The following is a 15,042-nucleotide window of genomic DNA, read 5'->3' on the forward strand; positions in this document are numbered from 1 at the left end:
TCCTACGGCTGAAGTCGGCCTTCCCCGGCCGCTGTTGGGGACACCGCCCCGGAGGGCGACCCACCCGCGATCCCCTCCGGCATCGCGGGCTCGTGCAGGGTGCGGAGGAGGAGCCAGCCGAGGGCGGGCAGGGCGATGAGGGGGGTGAGGGCGGTCTGGAGGGAGGTGGCGTCGGCGACGGCGCCGAGCAGGGGGCTGGCGATGCCGCCGATGCTGACGGTCAGGCCCAGGGTGACGCCGCTGGCCGTGCCCACGCGCCGGGGCAGGTAGTCCTGGCCGAGGGTGACGTGCAGGGAGAAGGGCACGTACAGGCCGGCCGAGGTGAGGGCGACCAGTACGTAGAGCAGCGGGCCGGGGACGAGGACGACGCCGGCCACGGCGAGGACGGTCAGGGCGTAGGACCACTGGACGACCCGGATGCGACCGTAGCGGCCGGCGAGCTTGCCGCCGGCCACCGTGCCGACCGCGCCACCGAGGTAGAGCACGAACAGGGCGACGGTGCCGGAGACGTCGCCTCCGCCGCCGCGCTGACGCACGTAGAGCGAGATGAAGGCGCTCAGGCCGACGAAGACGATCGAGCGGCAGACGATGGCTCCGGACAGTTTGACGAATGAGGCCCAGTCGTCACGGCCGGCGGCCACGCCGTCCGGACTGCCGGCGGTGGTGGATAGGCCCGCAACTCCGGGCGGATTCAGGTGAGTTGATGCCGCATCACGGGCCCGGGTCGCACGGAGCGCGGCCGTGCACAGTGCGGCGCCGGCGACCGCGGGGACGACCAGGAGCGGGGAGGCGGACAGGCCGCCCGTGGTGATGACGGCCGAGACCAGCAACGGGGCGGCGGCGAAGCCGAGGTTGCCGCCGAGGGAGAACCAGCCCATCGCGGTGTGACTGCCGCGACTGGCGTGGCGTGCGACGCGCGCCGCCTCGGGGTGGTAGGCGGCCACGCCGATGCCGGAGACGGCGACCACGGCCAGGGTGAGGGCGTAGGAGCCGACGATGCCGCTCAGGGCGACGCCGACGCCACCCAGCAGGGTGCTCACCGGCAGCAGCCACGGCAGGGCCCACCGGTCGGTGAGCGCACCGAACAGCGGCTGTATCACCGAGGACAGCAGCGAGGCGGCCAGCACGATGCCGGAGGCCGCCGCGTAGGTGTAGGCACGTTCGGAGACGAAGAACGGCACCAGCGCGGCGACCGCTCCCTGATAGACGTCCACGCAGGCGTGCCCCAGGGACAGGAGTGTGAGGGGGCTGGTGCGCGGGGCGGTGGTGTGGTGGTGGGTCGTGGTCACGCCTCGATCGTCGCGACACCCCCGCATGTCGCGCTTCCGATAAATTGCCAATCCATGCCGAACATCCGCCATCTGCCGGAAGCCTGCACCCGTGTCCAGTCGCTGGCCGCCGGAGAGATCATCGACGCGCACCGCCACGACGACCACCAGATCGTCTACGCGGGCTCGGGTGTCGTGGCCGTCACCACCGACGCCGGCACCTGGTTCGCGCCCGGGACCCGCGCCATCTGGGTCCCGGCGGGAACCGTGCACGCCCACCGCGCGCACGGCCACCTCGACCTGCACCTGGTCGGCCTGCCCGCCACCGACAACCCGCTCGGCCTGGACACCCCGACCGTATTGGCCGTCAGCCCACTGCTCCGCGAACTGATCCGCGCCTACACCGCGGCCCCCGACGACACCGGTCCCGAACGCCGCCGCCTGCGCGCCGTCCTGCGCGACCAATTGCGCGCCTCTCCGCAGCAGCCCGTTCACCTGCCCACCCCCACCGACCCGCGGCTGGCGGCCGTCTGCGCGCTCCTCCACGAGGACCCGGCGGAGCCCCGCCCCCTGGCCGCCCTCGCCACCGCGACGGGCGCCGGCGAGCGCACCCTCAGCCGCCTCTTCCGCTCGGAACTCGGGATGACCTTTCCGCAGTGGCGCACCCAGTCACGCCTCTACCACGCGCTGCGGCTGCTGGCCGACGACACCCCGGTCACCACCGTCGCCCACCGCTGCGGCTGGTCCTCCACCAGCGCCTTCATCGACGTCTTCCGCCGCTCCTTCGGGTACACGCCGGGCACCCACAACCGCCGCTCCTGAGGTCCTCGCACCTGACCCCGGGAAGGGTGCTCCGACCGCGGTCGTCCGCCGGACGCTCAGGGTGCAGAGTGGAAGGCGTGGACCTCCGGCGGCGCTTTGGCGGTCTGTGGCAGCCGTGGCGAGCCAGTCATGCGCTGATCCTGATTCCGCTCGTCCTCATCGCGGTGATCACGCTGGTCGACATCGTGGCCCCCGCCGATGTCCATCTGGGGCCGCTGCTCGTCGTCGCGCCCGCGCTGACCGCCTCCTTCGCCGGTCCCTGGCTCACCGGGCTCGTCGGGTTCCTGGCCGTGCTGGCCCAGGCGTACATCGGGCTGCACTTCGGCGTGCTCTTCACTGAACGCAATGTGATGGTGCAGGTGCTCGCCCTGGCCGCGCTCTCGGCCTTGATCGTGTTCTTCTGCGTGGTGCGCGAGCGACGCCGGCAGGAGCTCGCGAAGGTACGGTCGGTGGCCGAGGCCGCCCAGAAGGCGCTGCTCCGTCCACTCCCCCGCCGCATCGGCCCGCTGCACATCGCCTCGTTCTACCTGGCCGCCGAGGAAGAAGCCGAGATCGGCGGTGATCTGTACACCGCGACCCGTACCGCCACCGGAACCCGGCTGATCATCGGTGACGTGCGGGGGAAGGGCCTGGCCGCCATCGGCGAGTCCGCCCTGCTGCTCGGCGCCTTCCGCGAGACGGCCCACCAGAACATGGCGCTGCCCGTCCTCGCCGCCGCACTGGACCGCAGCGTCTGCCGCTATCTGACCGACTTCATCGAGTCGGACCGCGACCTCCCCGAACACTTCATCACCGCGCTGCTGCTGGAGGTCCCCGACGAGGGCCCCGCGACCCGGATGACCGACTGCGGGCACCCTCCGCCCCTGCTCCTGAGCCAGGGACACGTCGCCCTCGTCCCGAGCCCGCATCCCGCTCCCCCACTGGGCATGGGCGGCATGGGGGCGGGCAGCCACCCCGTCGACGACATCACCTTCGAGTTCGGTGACACGCTGCTGCTGTACACCGACGGCGTCACCGAGGCCCGCGACCGCGACGGCACCTTCTACCCCCTCGCCCAGCGCGTCGCCCGCTGGCCCAGGTGCGACCCCGAGGCACTCCTGCACCACATCCGCCGCGATCTCCTCGCCCACTGCAGCGGGCACCTCGGTGACGACGCGGCGCTCATCGCCATCCAGCGCACGCCCGTCCCCCCGCCCCGCCACCGCCTGCAGATCTTCGGCCAGACCGACGGCCCCCACGGCTGAGGCGGTGGACGGGGCGGTGGGGATCAGACGGTGGCCAGCCCCAGACCGTAGAACCGCACCGTGTACGGGCGGATGTCCTCGCCCTCGCCGCCGATCAGCAGGTCCTCCGGGGACGCCACCCCTTCCGCACGGGCCGTCGCCACGACCATCTCCGCCAGTGCGCGGCCCCGCGGCTCGCCGGGGCCGCCCGCGTCGAAGCGCCACTCCGGGTCGTACGCGTTCTGCCAGGTCTCCCGGCTCTCGGGGTGCTCGGCCACGGTGCCCCAGCCGAACGATGCCGGGTCGATGTCGCGCTCCGCATAGGAGGCCAGCATCAGGCGGTCATCGGCGTCGATGTCGAACAGGATCGGTGCGGAGCCGCCGAGCCGGCCGTAGACCGGGATGACCCGGGCGATGCCGAGTGCGGCGAACTCGGCGGGCAGGGTGGTGAAGAAGGCCGCCAGCGCGTCGGTCAGGGTTTCCCAACTCCGCACCGACCAACGGCCGGGAAGGCTCAGGCCCGCGTTGGCAGGGCCCGGCCGGCTGCCGAAGTAGCCGCTGATCGCGTGCTCTTCGCCGTGGCCGAGGCTCCACAGCCAGTTCTCGCCCGGCGCGGTGGGCGCGAGGACGAGTTCCGGCCCGCGGCGGCCCGCCCGCAGTTCGAGGGTGTCCTGCTTTCCCCGCCAGCGCAGGAACGGCGCGCCCCAGGCCGGGGTGGGGGCGTGGTACGGACCCGTGGAACCGTACGAGCCGATGGCCGACGGCTCGCCGAGCTCGTCGAAGAGTTCGTCCTTCGCGGCACGGAATATCTCCGCCTGCCGGACGGGGTCGGGCTCGGGCGCGGCGTCGGCTCGGGGTGCGGTCGTCGTCAGGCTCGCCACGAGTTCGAGATAGGTCTCCTTCTCGACATACCGCTCCTCAGCCGGCCCGACCGGACGCAGCCTCAGCTCACCCGCCTCCGCATCGCGGGCCCCGGCACCGCTCGCAGACGTCTGGCCCATGACCTCGTCCCATCGCCGCCCCAGGCTTTCGACGAGGGCGCGGGCGCCGTCCTCGGTCCAGCCTCCGGTGTCCGCCGCGCGGAGCCGGCGGGCGAGTTCGGCCAGCGGTTCGCCGGCATGGGTGAGATGTCGATCCGTCATGCGGCGATTCTGTCGTACGCCCGCAGGCGGGGCTAAACCAGCGGGTGGCGGTGAACGGGCGGCAGGTCGGGCAGGATGCCTGGCCAGACCGTGTCCAGCACGTGCGCACTCGGCGTGAACAGCCCGGAGGCCAGCACCGGCAGGTCGTGGACCTCGTGCCACTCCCAGCGGCGGATCAGCTGGGGCTCCCGTACGGCCGGCTCGCCGGTGAAGGCGGTGACCCGCACGGCGGCGGTCAGGCGCGGGATGCCGTGGGTGGAGTCCATCAGGATCGCCAGCAGCCGTGCGTCGCCGGGCTCGGCCCGGAGCCCGGTCTCTTCCGCCAACTCCCGGACGGCGGCCTCGGTGAACGACTCGTCCGCGTCGTTCTTCCCACCCGGAAGCTCCCAGCCCCCTCGGACGGAGTGCCCCAGGAGCACCCGGCCGGCCGCGTCCGTGACCACCACGCCGGCGCCCGTCAGCGCGTGCGGGGACGGACGCCCCTTGTTGCCGTACGGCACCGGCCCGGAGACCGGCGTGCGCAGCACGAGGACGACGAGCCCTTCGGCGTCCCGGCGTTCGACGGTGTGCCAGCCGGCGGTCAGCAGCGCGATCTCCGCCTCGTCGAGGGCGAGCTCGCGCCGGTCGTCGGGCACGGAATCGGCGAGGGGAGCGATGACGGCCAGGGCGCCACCGGGACGCAGGCGTTCGCGCAGCCGGTTCAGGACCCGCGTGCGGTCCCGGAGGAACGCGAGGGACAGGCGCAGGGTGATCAGGTCGTACGGGGCGCGCAGGTCATCCAGCACGTCGTTTTCGATGTCGCCCCGAACGAAGCGCACGCCGGCCGGAGCCGGAGCCTCGGCCGGTGCGGGTGGCCGGGCTGCTGCGGCGAACGGGAGCGTGCCCGGGGCGTGGTGGACCGCGTCCACCTCATACCCGTCGGCCGCCAGGTGGCGGGCCAGCTCACCGGGCCCGCACCCGACGTCCAGTGCCCGGCCGCCCCCGTCCGGTGCCGGCACGAGGCCGTGCAGCAGAGCCCGTTCCGCGTCGCCGAGCGGACGGAAGGACTTCCCGTAGCCGTCCTGCGCATCCCCTATGTCCCGTGCGGTGTATCCCACTACGCGTCCCACCTTCCGGCCGTCCTCGGTCCGTCCTCGGTCCGTCGTGGCCAGTCTTCACCTCGGCACGTCTGAGTGAACGTCCCCTGGACACATCGGTATCGCCCTCACCGCCCCGTGCGCATTCCCACTCGGATGAGTGAAAAGTGCTCCACCGGCCTCACGTTGAGCACGTGTATGCCGAAGGGGAGGACAGGAAGCGGCAAAGGGTCGCTTGCATTAATCGGAAGGTTCGGTATGTCACGGATCACGCGGATGACCGCTCTGGCTGCTCTCGCGGCAGGCACCGCTGTGGGCGGTACATCGGCTGCATTCGCCGACAGCAACGCGGCCGGCGGCGCTGTTGGTTCACCGGGGGTGGTGTCGGGCAACCTCATCCAGGTCCCGATCCACATTCCGATCAATGTCTGTGGCAACACCGTCGACATCGTGGGCCTGTTGAACCCTGCCTTCGGCAACAACTGCCTCAACGGCCTGGAGCGGCGTGTGATCATCCACCGCGTCGTCAAGCACTACCACCACCACGACTTCAAGGGGAAGCACAAGAAGGGCCACCACGGCATGAGCTCCAAGCACCACAGCCACAGCAAGTAGTCGGCAGCGCCGCGACCGGACCCGGGCCGATTTCCCTCCGATAGCCCTTCCACTATTCCCGGCGGGATCGGCCCGCTTTCGGGCGGAGTTCCGGGGCCGCACCATGCAGCGCATGGTGCGGCCCGCTGCTTTTCCGGAGCACCTCCGGGTGTTCTTTCAGAGCACGTCCAGCAGTTGCTGGGCGAACTCCTTCGGGTACTCGGTGCAGCCGAGGTGCCCGCCGGGGAATTCCACGGCTTTTCCGCCGATCATTTCGGCGAGCCGGGTGGCCGGTCCGTACAGCGCCTCCTGCGGACGCGAATCCCGGCCGACCGCCGGCACCAGGCGGCCCGCGGCCCGCCGCAGCGCGGCGACATCGGGCGCAGAGCCCGAGAACGGACACAGGATGTGCTCCAGGAAGACCGGCAGGTTGGCGTGCATCCGCGGAGCCATCTCCTGGATCTCCGGGGGCAGTTCGGTCACTTCCCCGTCGTCGTCCGGCCGGCCTCCCAGCCCTTCGCTGAAGCGCGCCATCGCGGCGCCGACGCCCTGCGTACGGAACGTCTCGCGTACGTCGGCGAACAGCGCCCGGTGCGGGGCGGGGTCGGGGAGGAGCTCCAGCAGCGGCGGTTCGTGGGCGACGACCCGGTGGAGCCGCTCGGGGTGCCGGGCGAGCAGGTCGAGGGCGACGATCGCGCCCGAACTGCTGCCGAGGACGGACGCTTCCTCGTGCGGCGAGAGCAGTTCCAGCAGCCGGTGGGCGTCGTCGCTCCACACCTCGACCCGCTGGTCGGTGACCGGACCGTCGAGGCGGCTGCGGGACAGACCGCGCGGGTCGTAGGACACCACGGTGTAGCGGGCGGCCAGGTCGCCGGTCATGGCCGCATACAGTCCGGCGTCCGCGGCGCCGCCGGGTATCAGCAGCAGCACCGGGCCGCGGCCGCGGCGTTCGTAATGGAGAGTGGCACCGGGCACGTCGAGGGTGCCGGTGGTGGGTTCGTTCATGCTTCTTCCCCCTCAGGTCGGGTCGGCCAGTTCTCCAGGAGCACGTGCAGTGCGTCGAGGGAACGGGACCAGGACTCCTGGACGGCGCGCGGGTGGCCGAAGCCGCCGCTCAACTCCAGGTGGATGTAGCCGTGGAAGGTGCTGCGCAGGAGACGGCCGGCGTCGGTCAGGTCCGGCTCGGTGAGGTCGTAGGCGCGCAGCATGCCGTAGGTGAGCTCGACGCTGCGGCGCGGTCCGGTGGAGTCGCCCACCTCGTCGGGACCGAGCTGTATCTGGGTCGCCGCGTAACGGCCGGGGTGTTCCAGCGCGTAGCCCCGGTAGGCGTTGGCGAAGGCGACAAGCGCGGCCTTGCCGGAGCGGCCCGCCACCGCCTCGGCGATCCGGTCCATCATCTCCTCGGACGCCAGCAGGGCCACCCGGACGCACAGGTCACGGCGGTTCTTGAGGTGCGAGTAAAGGCTGGCGTCCTTGACGCCGAAGTGTCGCGCGAGCGCGGACACCGTGACCTTGTCCATCCCGACCTCGTCGGCCATCTCCGCGGCCGCCCGCGTCAGCCTGTCGGCATTGAGCCCCGCGCGCACCATGCAGCCTCCACGTTCCGTTCCGGGCCCAGGACGTGAATCCCGGTCGGTCTCCGCCGCCGGGCTCCGGGCGAGCGCCCTTTCCTAGGAGCTCTAGGAAGAAACCTAGCATGGTTAGGAAGTGCGTTGCCGGCGCTATTTCGTGCCGGACGGGCCCCTCTCGGGCTGCGGCGGCAGGCACGATGGGCATACTCCGGCCATGGATACGAGTGCGGGGGCGGACGTCCTACGGCCGGGCCAGGCGGGGCGGCTGGGGCCGGGGAACGAGTCGGGCCGTCGGGTGGCGTGGGCACTGCGTTCCGCCCGGCCGGCGGACATCGAGCCGATCGCGGAGCTGCGGGCAACGGTGCTGCGCCCGGACCTGGAGCGGTTGGGACGGTTCGACGCGCATCGGGTCCGGCAGCGGTTCCGGGATTCCTTTTCCCCGCGGCACACGTCGGTCATCGTGGCCGATGACGCCCTCGCGGGCTGCGTCACGGTGCGCCCCGCCGAGGACGGGCGATGGCTGGAGCATTTCTATCTCGCTCCGGACTTGCAGGGCCGGGGGCTCGGGGCGGCTGTGCTGCGCACCCTGCTGAAGCGGATCGATGCCGACGGCGTGCCCGTCCGCCTGAACGTCCTGCAGGGCAGCGCCGCCCGGCGGCTGTACGAGCGTCACGGATTCACCGTGGAGGCTCAGGACCCGATCGATGTCTACATGGTGCGACGGCCGGGTGCGGGCACGGATGCCCTCGGGATTCCGTGACGGCCTGAGATTGTCAGTCATGGTCCTTATACTTTCGGCGACTTGTTGATCAACACGGCCGATCGGAGTTGCCATGTCGGTCCGACGGCTTCTTGCGCCCGAAGATCTGGAGACGCCGCGGCCTCTTCCCGCGCGTTCGCCGGTCCCCCAGCGGATCACCGCGGTCGCGGTCACCGCGGATCTGAGCCGGACCGCGATCGCGATGGCCGCGCCGTGGTTCCACGAGCTCACCGAGGTGCTGGTGCTGACGGACGGGGCCGTGACCCGCCTGGCCGTCCCCGATCGTCGACGCGTCCTCGACCTCCTCTTCGACCCCGACGGGTCGGCGCTGACCGCCATGGTCAGCGGCAACTCCATCCACCGCTGGGCGCTCGACGACCGCTGCGAGCGGTGGCCGCTGGGCATGCCCGGCAGTGGTGGATCGCTCGACCTGCCACTCGCCCAAGTCGCGGTCGGCGGACGGTCGTTCGCCACCGCCAACGCGTTCACCCGGAACGTCGTCGTCTGGGACGCACAGACCCGGCGGGTCCGCCACGACATCCACGAGACCTTCAAGGACCTCGCGTATGACGACCGGGTGGTGGGCGAAGGAACCGTCGCCCTGAGCGCGGACGGCTCGCGCCTGGCCTTCTGCCGGCCTCGTCGCTCGCTCTTGAGGAACGACGAGGCCGTCGTCGTGCAGGATGTCGGCAGCGGCGCACACGCCGAGCACCGTAGCGGCATCCCCTGGGCGAACGGCCTGGCATTCGCTCCGGACGGTGCCGCGCTCGCGGTGGTGGGCGTCCGCCCGGAGCACACGGTGGCCACGGTCGTCGCCCTGAACCACCCGGCCGACGCCCCGGAACCGGTGGTCCTGCCGACGGATCGACGCGTCGACCGGATCAACCTGCGGCCCGTATGGTGCGGCGCCGAACCGCGCGTGCCGATCGTGGACCGGAACCGCGTCACCGTCTGGAACCTCGCCAGCGGCTCCGCCGTCCTCTCCGTGCGCGTCCCCGGTCCGCGGACCGCCGCCACGCTCACGCCCGACGGCCGCACCCTGGTGATCGCGTCACCCGACGACGGTGTGCACGCCCACCCCCTCCCCTGACCTCCGCACCACGTAGGACGCCGTTGCGATGAGCTCCCTTGACGAACTGCTGAAGGCGCGCCCGACCAAGCAGGTCTGGCGTGAAGTCTGTCTGCTCCTCGCGGAGTTGGACGAGGAGGAACTGGCCGCGGTCGCGCCGCGGGTGCTGGCCTGGCCCGCGCAGCAGCGCCCGATGCCCGACGACTGGTGGGCCGAGTGGAGGGCGGGCGCCGTACGCCCACACCACTCCCTCGCCGGGATGCGCCACCTCGGACACCTTGATGGCTCCCAGGGTGAGTGCGAGGTGGGCGAGGAGGAAGAGGACGAGGACGAGGAGACGGGGCTCGCCGAGGCGTCCTTCCCTTACGGGGCGACCGCGGTGGCGGTGCCCTCCGGCCTGTCCTGGGTGGCGTTGGGCGCGGCGGCCGAGTGGCACCACAACGGCGGCGACATCGTCCGCTGGGACACCGTGGAGAAGGACCGGCTGACCTGGTTCCTCAACGGAGCCCGCTATCACGACGAGCCCCACGACATGCAGGCCGGCCCGGACGGCCGGATCGTGGTGACGTCTGTCGAAGGCCACCTGCACGCCTGGTCCGCCGAGGCCGGGCAGGAGTTGTGGACCCTTCCGGTGTCCTCCGGGTCCTCCGACCGGGACGACGATGAGGAGGGGGAGGAGGACGACGACTTCGAGGACGAGGGGGACGAGGACGACTTCGAAGACGACTTCGAGGACGATGACGAGGATGAGGGGAGCCTCGGCATGGACGACCCCGTCCGGATCGGTTTCAGCGGCGACGGCTGCCGGGTGGCCGCCGGCACCTGTGAGTCGGGCCGGGTCGCCGTCATGGAGGCGGAGACCGGCCAGGTGATATTCACCGTTCCGGCCGAGGAGGAGGCGTTCGGCCCCGTCGCCCTGGACACGAGCGGCCGGCTGCTGGTGCACACGTCGCCGAAGGGCCGTGTGGTGGTCCGCGAGGTCGACGGCGGCGCCGTGCTGGCCACCGCTCCGACCCGGCTCAGCCATGTGCACGCCCTCGCCATGTCCCCCGACGGGACGGTCGTGTTCGTGGTGGGTGTTGCGGCCGACGACGCCGCACCCGCCGCCCAGGTGGTGAGTCTCGGTCCCTCACCCACGGTCGGTGAGCTGATCCGGCCGACGGAGTTCCCGGTCAAGATCAGCACGCATTCGGTCCTCGCCGGTTCCGGCACCCGCGCCGTGTGGACCGAGCGCGGCCCGTACGCCGTCGTCCCGACCGGCGACGGCTCGGTGCTCTTCGACTCGACCGCCCGGATCCTCTGGGCGGACCCGAACCGCCAGATCGTGTCGTTCACTCCCGACGGACGGGCGCTGGTGACCGTCAACGAGGCCATCGAGGCCTGGTTCCTCGCGGGCCTGACCGTGCCCGAGCCGTCGGCCACCGTCGGCTGACGTCAGTCGGCGGCCGGCGGGCCGGGAGCACGGAGCCGCCGGGGGCCGGGGTGGGCCAGATCAGTCGACGTCCGCGGGCAGGGGCGGAAGGCGCAGGTGCGCGAGGTCATCGGGGGCCGGGGTGGTGTGCGGCCACATGGGGGTGACGTCGGCGTCGACGGCCGCGGGGGCATCGGTCAGGCGCATCCGCTCGCGCAGCCTGCCGTAGAAGTCGGTGGGCCCCAGCCGCACGACGCGCAGACGCTGGGGAGCCGCGTAGACACCGATCCAGTCCCCCGGTCCCAGCACGCCGCGCAATTGGCCGTCGACGCTCACCGCCGCGCGGCCGGAATGCCGCAGGACGCGGAGGGCGACGGCCTCGTCGGGGGCGGCGACCACCGAGCGGTTGAAGGTCATGTGCGGGGCGACGGGAGTGAAGATGATCGCGTCGGCCCGCGGAGAGATGACCGGGCCGCCGGCGGCGAAGCTGTAGGCGGTGGAGCCGGTGGGTGTGGCGACCAGGACGGCGTCCGCGGAGTAGGAGGCGAGCAGCCGGCCCGCGAGGTACACGCCGAGGGCGACCTGCCGGTCGCGTGCCAGTTTCTCCAGGACGATGTCGTTGAGGGCCGTCACGTTCAGGGCCACCCCCCAGTCCAGGGCGACGGCACACTCGGGGCGGACCGGCGGAGGCGGCAACGCGGGGCCCCGCCCGTAGCGCAGCAGCGTCTCCATTCCCTCGGGGAGCTCCAGCGGGCAGGAGGCCCGCATCGTCAGCATCAGGCGGGTCTCGACGTCCACATGGCCGCGGTGGATGGTGTCCAGCGCGCACTCGACGTCGTCGGCCGGGACCTCGGTCAGAAAGCCGAGGGTGCCCAGGTCGACGCCGAGGACGAGCGCGTCGTTCTGGGCGGCCAGGCGGGCTCCGCGCAGGAAGGTGCCGTCTCCGCCGAGCGTGACGATCAGATCGGGGCTACCGGCGGCCGCGACCTCCTCCCCCGCGTCCCGCCGCTGTTCACCCTCACCCCACACGTCGATGGCGACGCAGCCGACCTCCTGGCGCTCACACCACCGTCGCACGACATCGGCGGCCGCCACGGCCCCGGGACGGCCTCCGTGGACGACGATGCCCACCCGTTGCACGCTCAACCGGCGTCCTTTCCCTCCGGGTGCCCCGTTCGCCCGCGCCTGGCCATGGACGCGCGGCCGAACACCGCCGCTCACGGAGCGATACCGTCACATATAGCCGCGTTTACCTACATTCTTGGGCATCCTAGTGGGCTGCCTGGTCTCCCCGGAACGACCTGGCCACGGCGCGGTGTGGGCGACGTCTTGGGGGCTCGCGTCCGGAGCACGTACCAGCAGGAAGCGGTGGAGGAGCGGCCCGAGGATGCCGACGACGGCGGTCAGGCCGGCCGCGATGGCGAGGTCGGGGTGGTCGAGCGAGCCGTCCAGCAGCCAGCCGGCGCCGAGCGCGAGGGCGAGCAAGGAGATCTTGGCGACGGCCAGCCGGACGAACGACAGGTGGGGCCGGTGGGACGGCGCCTGGCGGTGCGGGGCCCGGTGATCCGTGCGTCGGGCCGTACGGCGTCGGCGGGCGAGGTGCCACAGCGGGCGGCGACGAACAGGAGGACCAGCAGCTTCGCCGCGTGCTCCCAGGGCGGCGTGCCCTCGTTCAGGGCCCAGGCGGTGCCCAGCACGAGCCCAGCGGCGAGGTAGGCGAGGTAGGGCGTGGCCAGGTGCCTCCTGCCGGGGCCCGGGGCGGCGGGCCGAGATGTCGGAGCGCGGTTGAGGGGGCCGGGCGGAGGGTGGCGCGTGGTTGTGGGCATGGCTGCCTCCGGGGCTGATGCGGCGGCGGAGCGAGCGATGGGTGGGGTGGCGTGGGGGCCCAGGGGGCGGGGTGGGGTGGACGATGCCGGGTCGCCTGCTCAGCCGCCGGGCGGAGGGGCGTCAGCCGAGTGAGAGCGGGAGACGGCGCAGGCCGCGGAGGGTGATGTGGTCCTTCCATTCGGGTTCGCCGGCCAGACGGAGCTGTGGGGCGCGCTGGAGCAGCGTCCGCAGCGCGATCCGCGTTTCGAGGCGGGCGAGCGGAGCACCGAGGCAGAAGTGGATGCCCTGGCCGAACGCGAGGTGCCGTACGGGCGTGCGTCCGAGGTCGAGCCGCTCGGGGTGCTCGTATGCCGCGGGGTCCCGGTTGGCCGCGCCGACCAGCAGCAACAGCGTGCTGCCCGCCGGCACCGGGACCCCGGCGACCTCGGCGTCCTGCAGGGCGAAGCGGACGGTGAGCTGGACCGGCGAGTCGTAGCGCAGCAGCTCCTCGACCGCGTTGTCGGTCAGGTCCGGGTCGCTGCGCAGCCGTTCCAGTTGGTCGGGGTGGCGCAGCAGGGCGAGGGTGCCGTTGCCGATCAGGTTGACGGTGGTTTCGTGGCCGGCGATGAGCAACAGCGTGCAGGTGGCCAGCAGTTCGTTCTCGGTGAGGGTGTCACCGCCGTCGTGCACGCCGACCAGTGCCGACAGCAGGTCGTCACCCGGTGCGCGACGCCGCTCGACGACGAGTTCGCGCAGGTAGTCGGTGAACTCCCGGCGGGCCTGCGCCTCTTGTTCGGCGGCGCCGGGCGGGAGGAGGAAGTCGGGGACCAGAGCACGCGCCACCGCGTGCGACCACATCAGCATCCGGTGGCGGTCGGCATCGGGCACGCCGAGCAGTTCGCTGATCACCGCTACGGGCAGGGGCGTGGCGAGGCCCTCGATGAGGTCGACCGGCTCGGGCGCGCGCTCCATGGCGGTGAACAGCTCGGCGGTGAGCTCCTCGATCCGCGGTGCCAGCAGCTCCACCCGGCGCCGGGTGAATGCCTGGGATACCAGGGAGCGCAGCCGGGTGTGGCTGGGCGGATTGAGGCCCAGGAAGCCGCGCACGGGGCGGCCGTCGTCATCGACCAGCACTTCGAGCGCCGGGCGGGCCCGGCCGGCGAAGCGGGGGTCGTCGGTTTCCGCGTGCCCGAACCGCCCGTCGCGCAGGACCGCGGCACAGTCCTCGTACCGGGTGAGCACGAAGAGCTGCTCGTCGAGGCGCGCCAGCGGCGCCTGCGTGCGCCAGCGGGAGTAGAGCGGGTAGGGGTCGGCCTGATGACGCGGGTCGAGCAGGTCCTGGAGTGACGGCAGTGCGGCCGTGGCGTCGACGTGGGTCATCGGTTCTCCTCGTCGTGCTCGGGCGAGTTGGGGGGTGTCGGCTCGGCTGGTTGAGCCGGGATCGCGGGTGCGGTGGCCTCCGCGACCGGGGTTCCGGGCGCGGTGGCCGCGGGACGCCGGGTATCGGCTGCGGTGGCCCCCGGGAGCGGGGTACCGGCCGCGGTGCCGTTGGCCGCGATGCCGGCGAACAGCCACCGCATCGCCTGGCCCAGCAGCTCGTCCGGCACGCTGGCCGGGTCGATCCGGCGCTGGCGCAGCAGCCCCTGGAAGAGCGCCATCGCGATGGTGGCGACCGCATCGGCGGACACGGTCGGCGGCGCCCCGATGTGCTCCAGCGCTGTGCCCATGAGGCTCGACAGCTCGGCCCGGGGCCCGCGCAGCTCCTCCGCCAGCGTTTCCAGCAGCGGGGGGTTGCGCACCGCGTAGAGCCAGAATTCGGCCTGGAGGGGAGCGAAGTCCGGGTCCTTGTCGGCGGCGTTCGCCAGCAGCCGGCCGAGCGCCGGGACCGGGTCGTCGCCGGTCTGCGCGTGGGCCACGATCTCGGTCGCCCGGGACACCTGCTCGCTCGCGCGTTCCTTGAGCAGCTCCACGAACAGCCGGTCCTTGCTGCCGAAGTTCGAGTAGACCGCGCCGATGGAGAATCCCGCCGCCTCGGCGATCTCCTCCACGGAGGCACCGGCGAACCCCTTGCGCGCGTACGTACGCGCCGCGGCATCGAGCAGCAGCCGTCTGGTGCGGGCCTTGGCCTCCGCCCTGGTCGGTCGGCGCTTCGGGGAGTGATCGGCATCCGCACTCATGTCTTCCACACTACGGATAGTGGTCGCTATGTCAATAGTCGCCGCTATCTCAAGGCCCGGTCATCGGTGCGGCGGGTCGCCGCCTGCTGGACGGGGAGGGGCATCTTCGACGCGGGCATGGCA

General features: G+C 72.2%; 15 protein-coding genes. 6 read left to right on the top strand and 9 right to left on the bottom strand.

Annotation, left to right across the window (positions count from 1 at the left end):
* Nucleotides 1–2: 2 nt before the first annotated feature.
* Complete coding sequence (locus tag OJ254_RS23670; RefSeq protein ID WP_265363946.1) at nt 3–1,289, bottom strand: MFS transporter; 1,287 nt, start codon at nt 1,287–1,289, stop codon at nt 3–5.
* A gap of 54 nt (nt 1,290–1,343) precedes the next feature.
* Here OJ254_RS23670 and OJ254_RS23675 point away from each other — a divergent pair, with 54 nt between their 5' ends.
* Together OJ254_RS23675 and OJ254_RS23680 are read left to right on the top strand one after the other, a co-directional pair.
* Nucleotides 1,344–2,090, top strand: a complete 747-nt coding sequence (locus OJ254_RS23675; RefSeq protein WP_265363947.1) for an AraC family transcriptional regulator — start codon at nt 1,344–1,346, stop codon at nt 2,088–2,090.
* 77 nt (nt 2,091–2,167) lie between these two features.
* Nucleotides 2,168–3,334 (top strand): PP2C family protein-serine/threonine phosphatase, encoded by a 1,167-nt coding sequence (locus OJ254_RS23680; RefSeq protein WP_265363948.1) that lies wholly within the window; start codon nt 2,168–2,170, stop codon nt 3,332–3,334.
* 23 nt (nt 3,335–3,357) lie between these two features.
* Here the strand turns inward: OJ254_RS23680 and OJ254_RS23685 are convergent, their stop codons facing one another.
* Nucleotides 3,358–4,455 carry a hypothetical protein gene (locus OJ254_RS23685; RefSeq protein WP_265363949.1) on the bottom strand — a complete coding sequence of 366 codons (1,098 nt, stop codon included), beginning with the start codon at nt 4,453–4,455 and terminating at the stop codon, nt 3,358–3,360.
* A gap of 32 nt (nt 4,456–4,487) precedes the next feature.
* Entirely contained in the window at nt 4,488–5,552 is a 1,065-nt protein-coding gene (locus OJ254_RS23690; RefSeq protein ID WP_265363950.1) for a bifunctional class I SAM-dependent methyltransferase/NUDIX hydrolase, read from the bottom strand.
* 255 nt (nt 5,553–5,807) lie between these two features.
* Between OJ254_RS23690 and OJ254_RS23695 the strand changes: the two genes are divergently transcribed.
* Nucleotides 5,808–6,146: a chaplin gene (locus OJ254_RS23695; protein WP_265363951.1), complete on the top strand. Its 339-nt coding sequence runs from the start codon at nt 5,808–5,810 to the stop codon at nt 6,144–6,146.
* A gap of 156 nt (nt 6,147–6,302) precedes the next feature.
* Here the strand turns inward: OJ254_RS23695 and OJ254_RS23700 are convergent, their stop codons facing one another.
* A complete protein-coding gene (locus OJ254_RS23700) occupies nt 6,303–7,130 on the bottom strand; it encodes an alpha/beta fold hydrolase (protein WP_265363952.1) in 828 nt (275 codons plus the stop codon).
* Nucleotides 7,127–7,714 (bottom strand): TetR/AcrR family transcriptional regulator, encoded by a 588-nt coding sequence (locus OJ254_RS23705; RefSeq protein WP_265363953.1) that lies wholly within the window; start codon nt 7,712–7,714, stop codon nt 7,127–7,129. The genes OJ254_RS23700 and OJ254_RS23705 overlap by 4 nt, the downstream gene beginning before the upstream one ends.
* Before the next feature lie 289 nt (nt 7,715–8,003).
* Between OJ254_RS23705 and OJ254_RS23710 the strand changes: the two genes are divergently transcribed.
* From OJ254_RS23710 to OJ254_RS23720, 3 genes are all read left to right on the top strand, one after another.
* The gene (locus OJ254_RS23710; protein WP_423836035.1) at nt 8,004–8,456 is read left to right on the top strand and encodes a GNAT family N-acetyltransferase; all 453 of its coding nucleotides are present in this window, start codon (nt 8,004–8,006) and stop codon (nt 8,454–8,456) included.
* A 73-nt stretch (nt 8,457–8,529) separates the two neighbouring features.
* Entirely contained in the window at nt 8,530–9,546 is a 1,017-nt protein-coding gene (locus OJ254_RS23715; RefSeq protein WP_265363955.1) for a WD40 repeat domain-containing protein, read from the top strand.
* Nucleotides 9,547–9,574: 28 nt separating this feature from the next.
* Nucleotides 9,575–10,957: a hypothetical protein gene (locus OJ254_RS23720; protein WP_265363956.1), complete on the top strand. Its 1,383-nt coding sequence runs from the start codon at nt 9,575–9,577 to the stop codon at nt 10,955–10,957.
* Nucleotides 10,958–11,017: 60 nt separating this feature from the next.
* Here OJ254_RS23720 and OJ254_RS23725 read toward each other — a convergent pair whose 3' ends face one another.
* The 4 genes from OJ254_RS23725 to OJ254_RS23740 all read right to left on the bottom strand — a co-directional run bounded on the left by OJ254_RS23725 (nt 11,018) and on the right by OJ254_RS23740 (nt 14,919).
* The gene (locus OJ254_RS23725; RefSeq protein ID WP_265363957.1) at nt 11,018–12,082 is read right to left on the bottom strand and encodes an NAD(+)/NADH kinase; all 1,065 of its coding nucleotides are present in this window, start codon (nt 12,080–12,082) and stop codon (nt 11,018–11,020) included.
* 257 nt (nt 12,083–12,339) lie between these two features.
* On the bottom strand, nt 12,340–12,762 hold the full coding sequence (locus OJ254_RS23730) for a hypothetical protein (protein WP_265363958.1): 423 nt from the start codon (nt 12,760–12,762) through the stop codon (nt 12,340–12,342).
* 121 nt (nt 12,763–12,883) lie between these two features.
* Nucleotides 12,884–14,122, bottom strand: a complete 1,239-nt coding sequence (locus OJ254_RS23735) for a cytochrome P450 (protein ID WP_265363959.1) — start codon at nt 14,120–14,122, stop codon at nt 12,884–12,886.
* Complete coding sequence (locus tag OJ254_RS23740; RefSeq protein WP_265363960.1) at nt 14,119–14,919, bottom strand: TetR/AcrR family transcriptional regulator; 801 nt, start codon at nt 14,917–14,919, stop codon at nt 14,119–14,121. The genes OJ254_RS23735 and OJ254_RS23740 overlap by 4 nt, the downstream gene beginning before the upstream one ends.
* Nucleotides 14,920–15,042: the final 123 nt, after the last annotated feature.

This window comes from Streptomyces endophytica, assembly GCF_026153355.1.
In the GTDB taxonomy this organism is placed as follows: Bacteria; Actinomycetota; Actinomycetes; order Streptomycetales; family Streptomycetaceae; genus Streptomyces; species Streptomyces endophytica.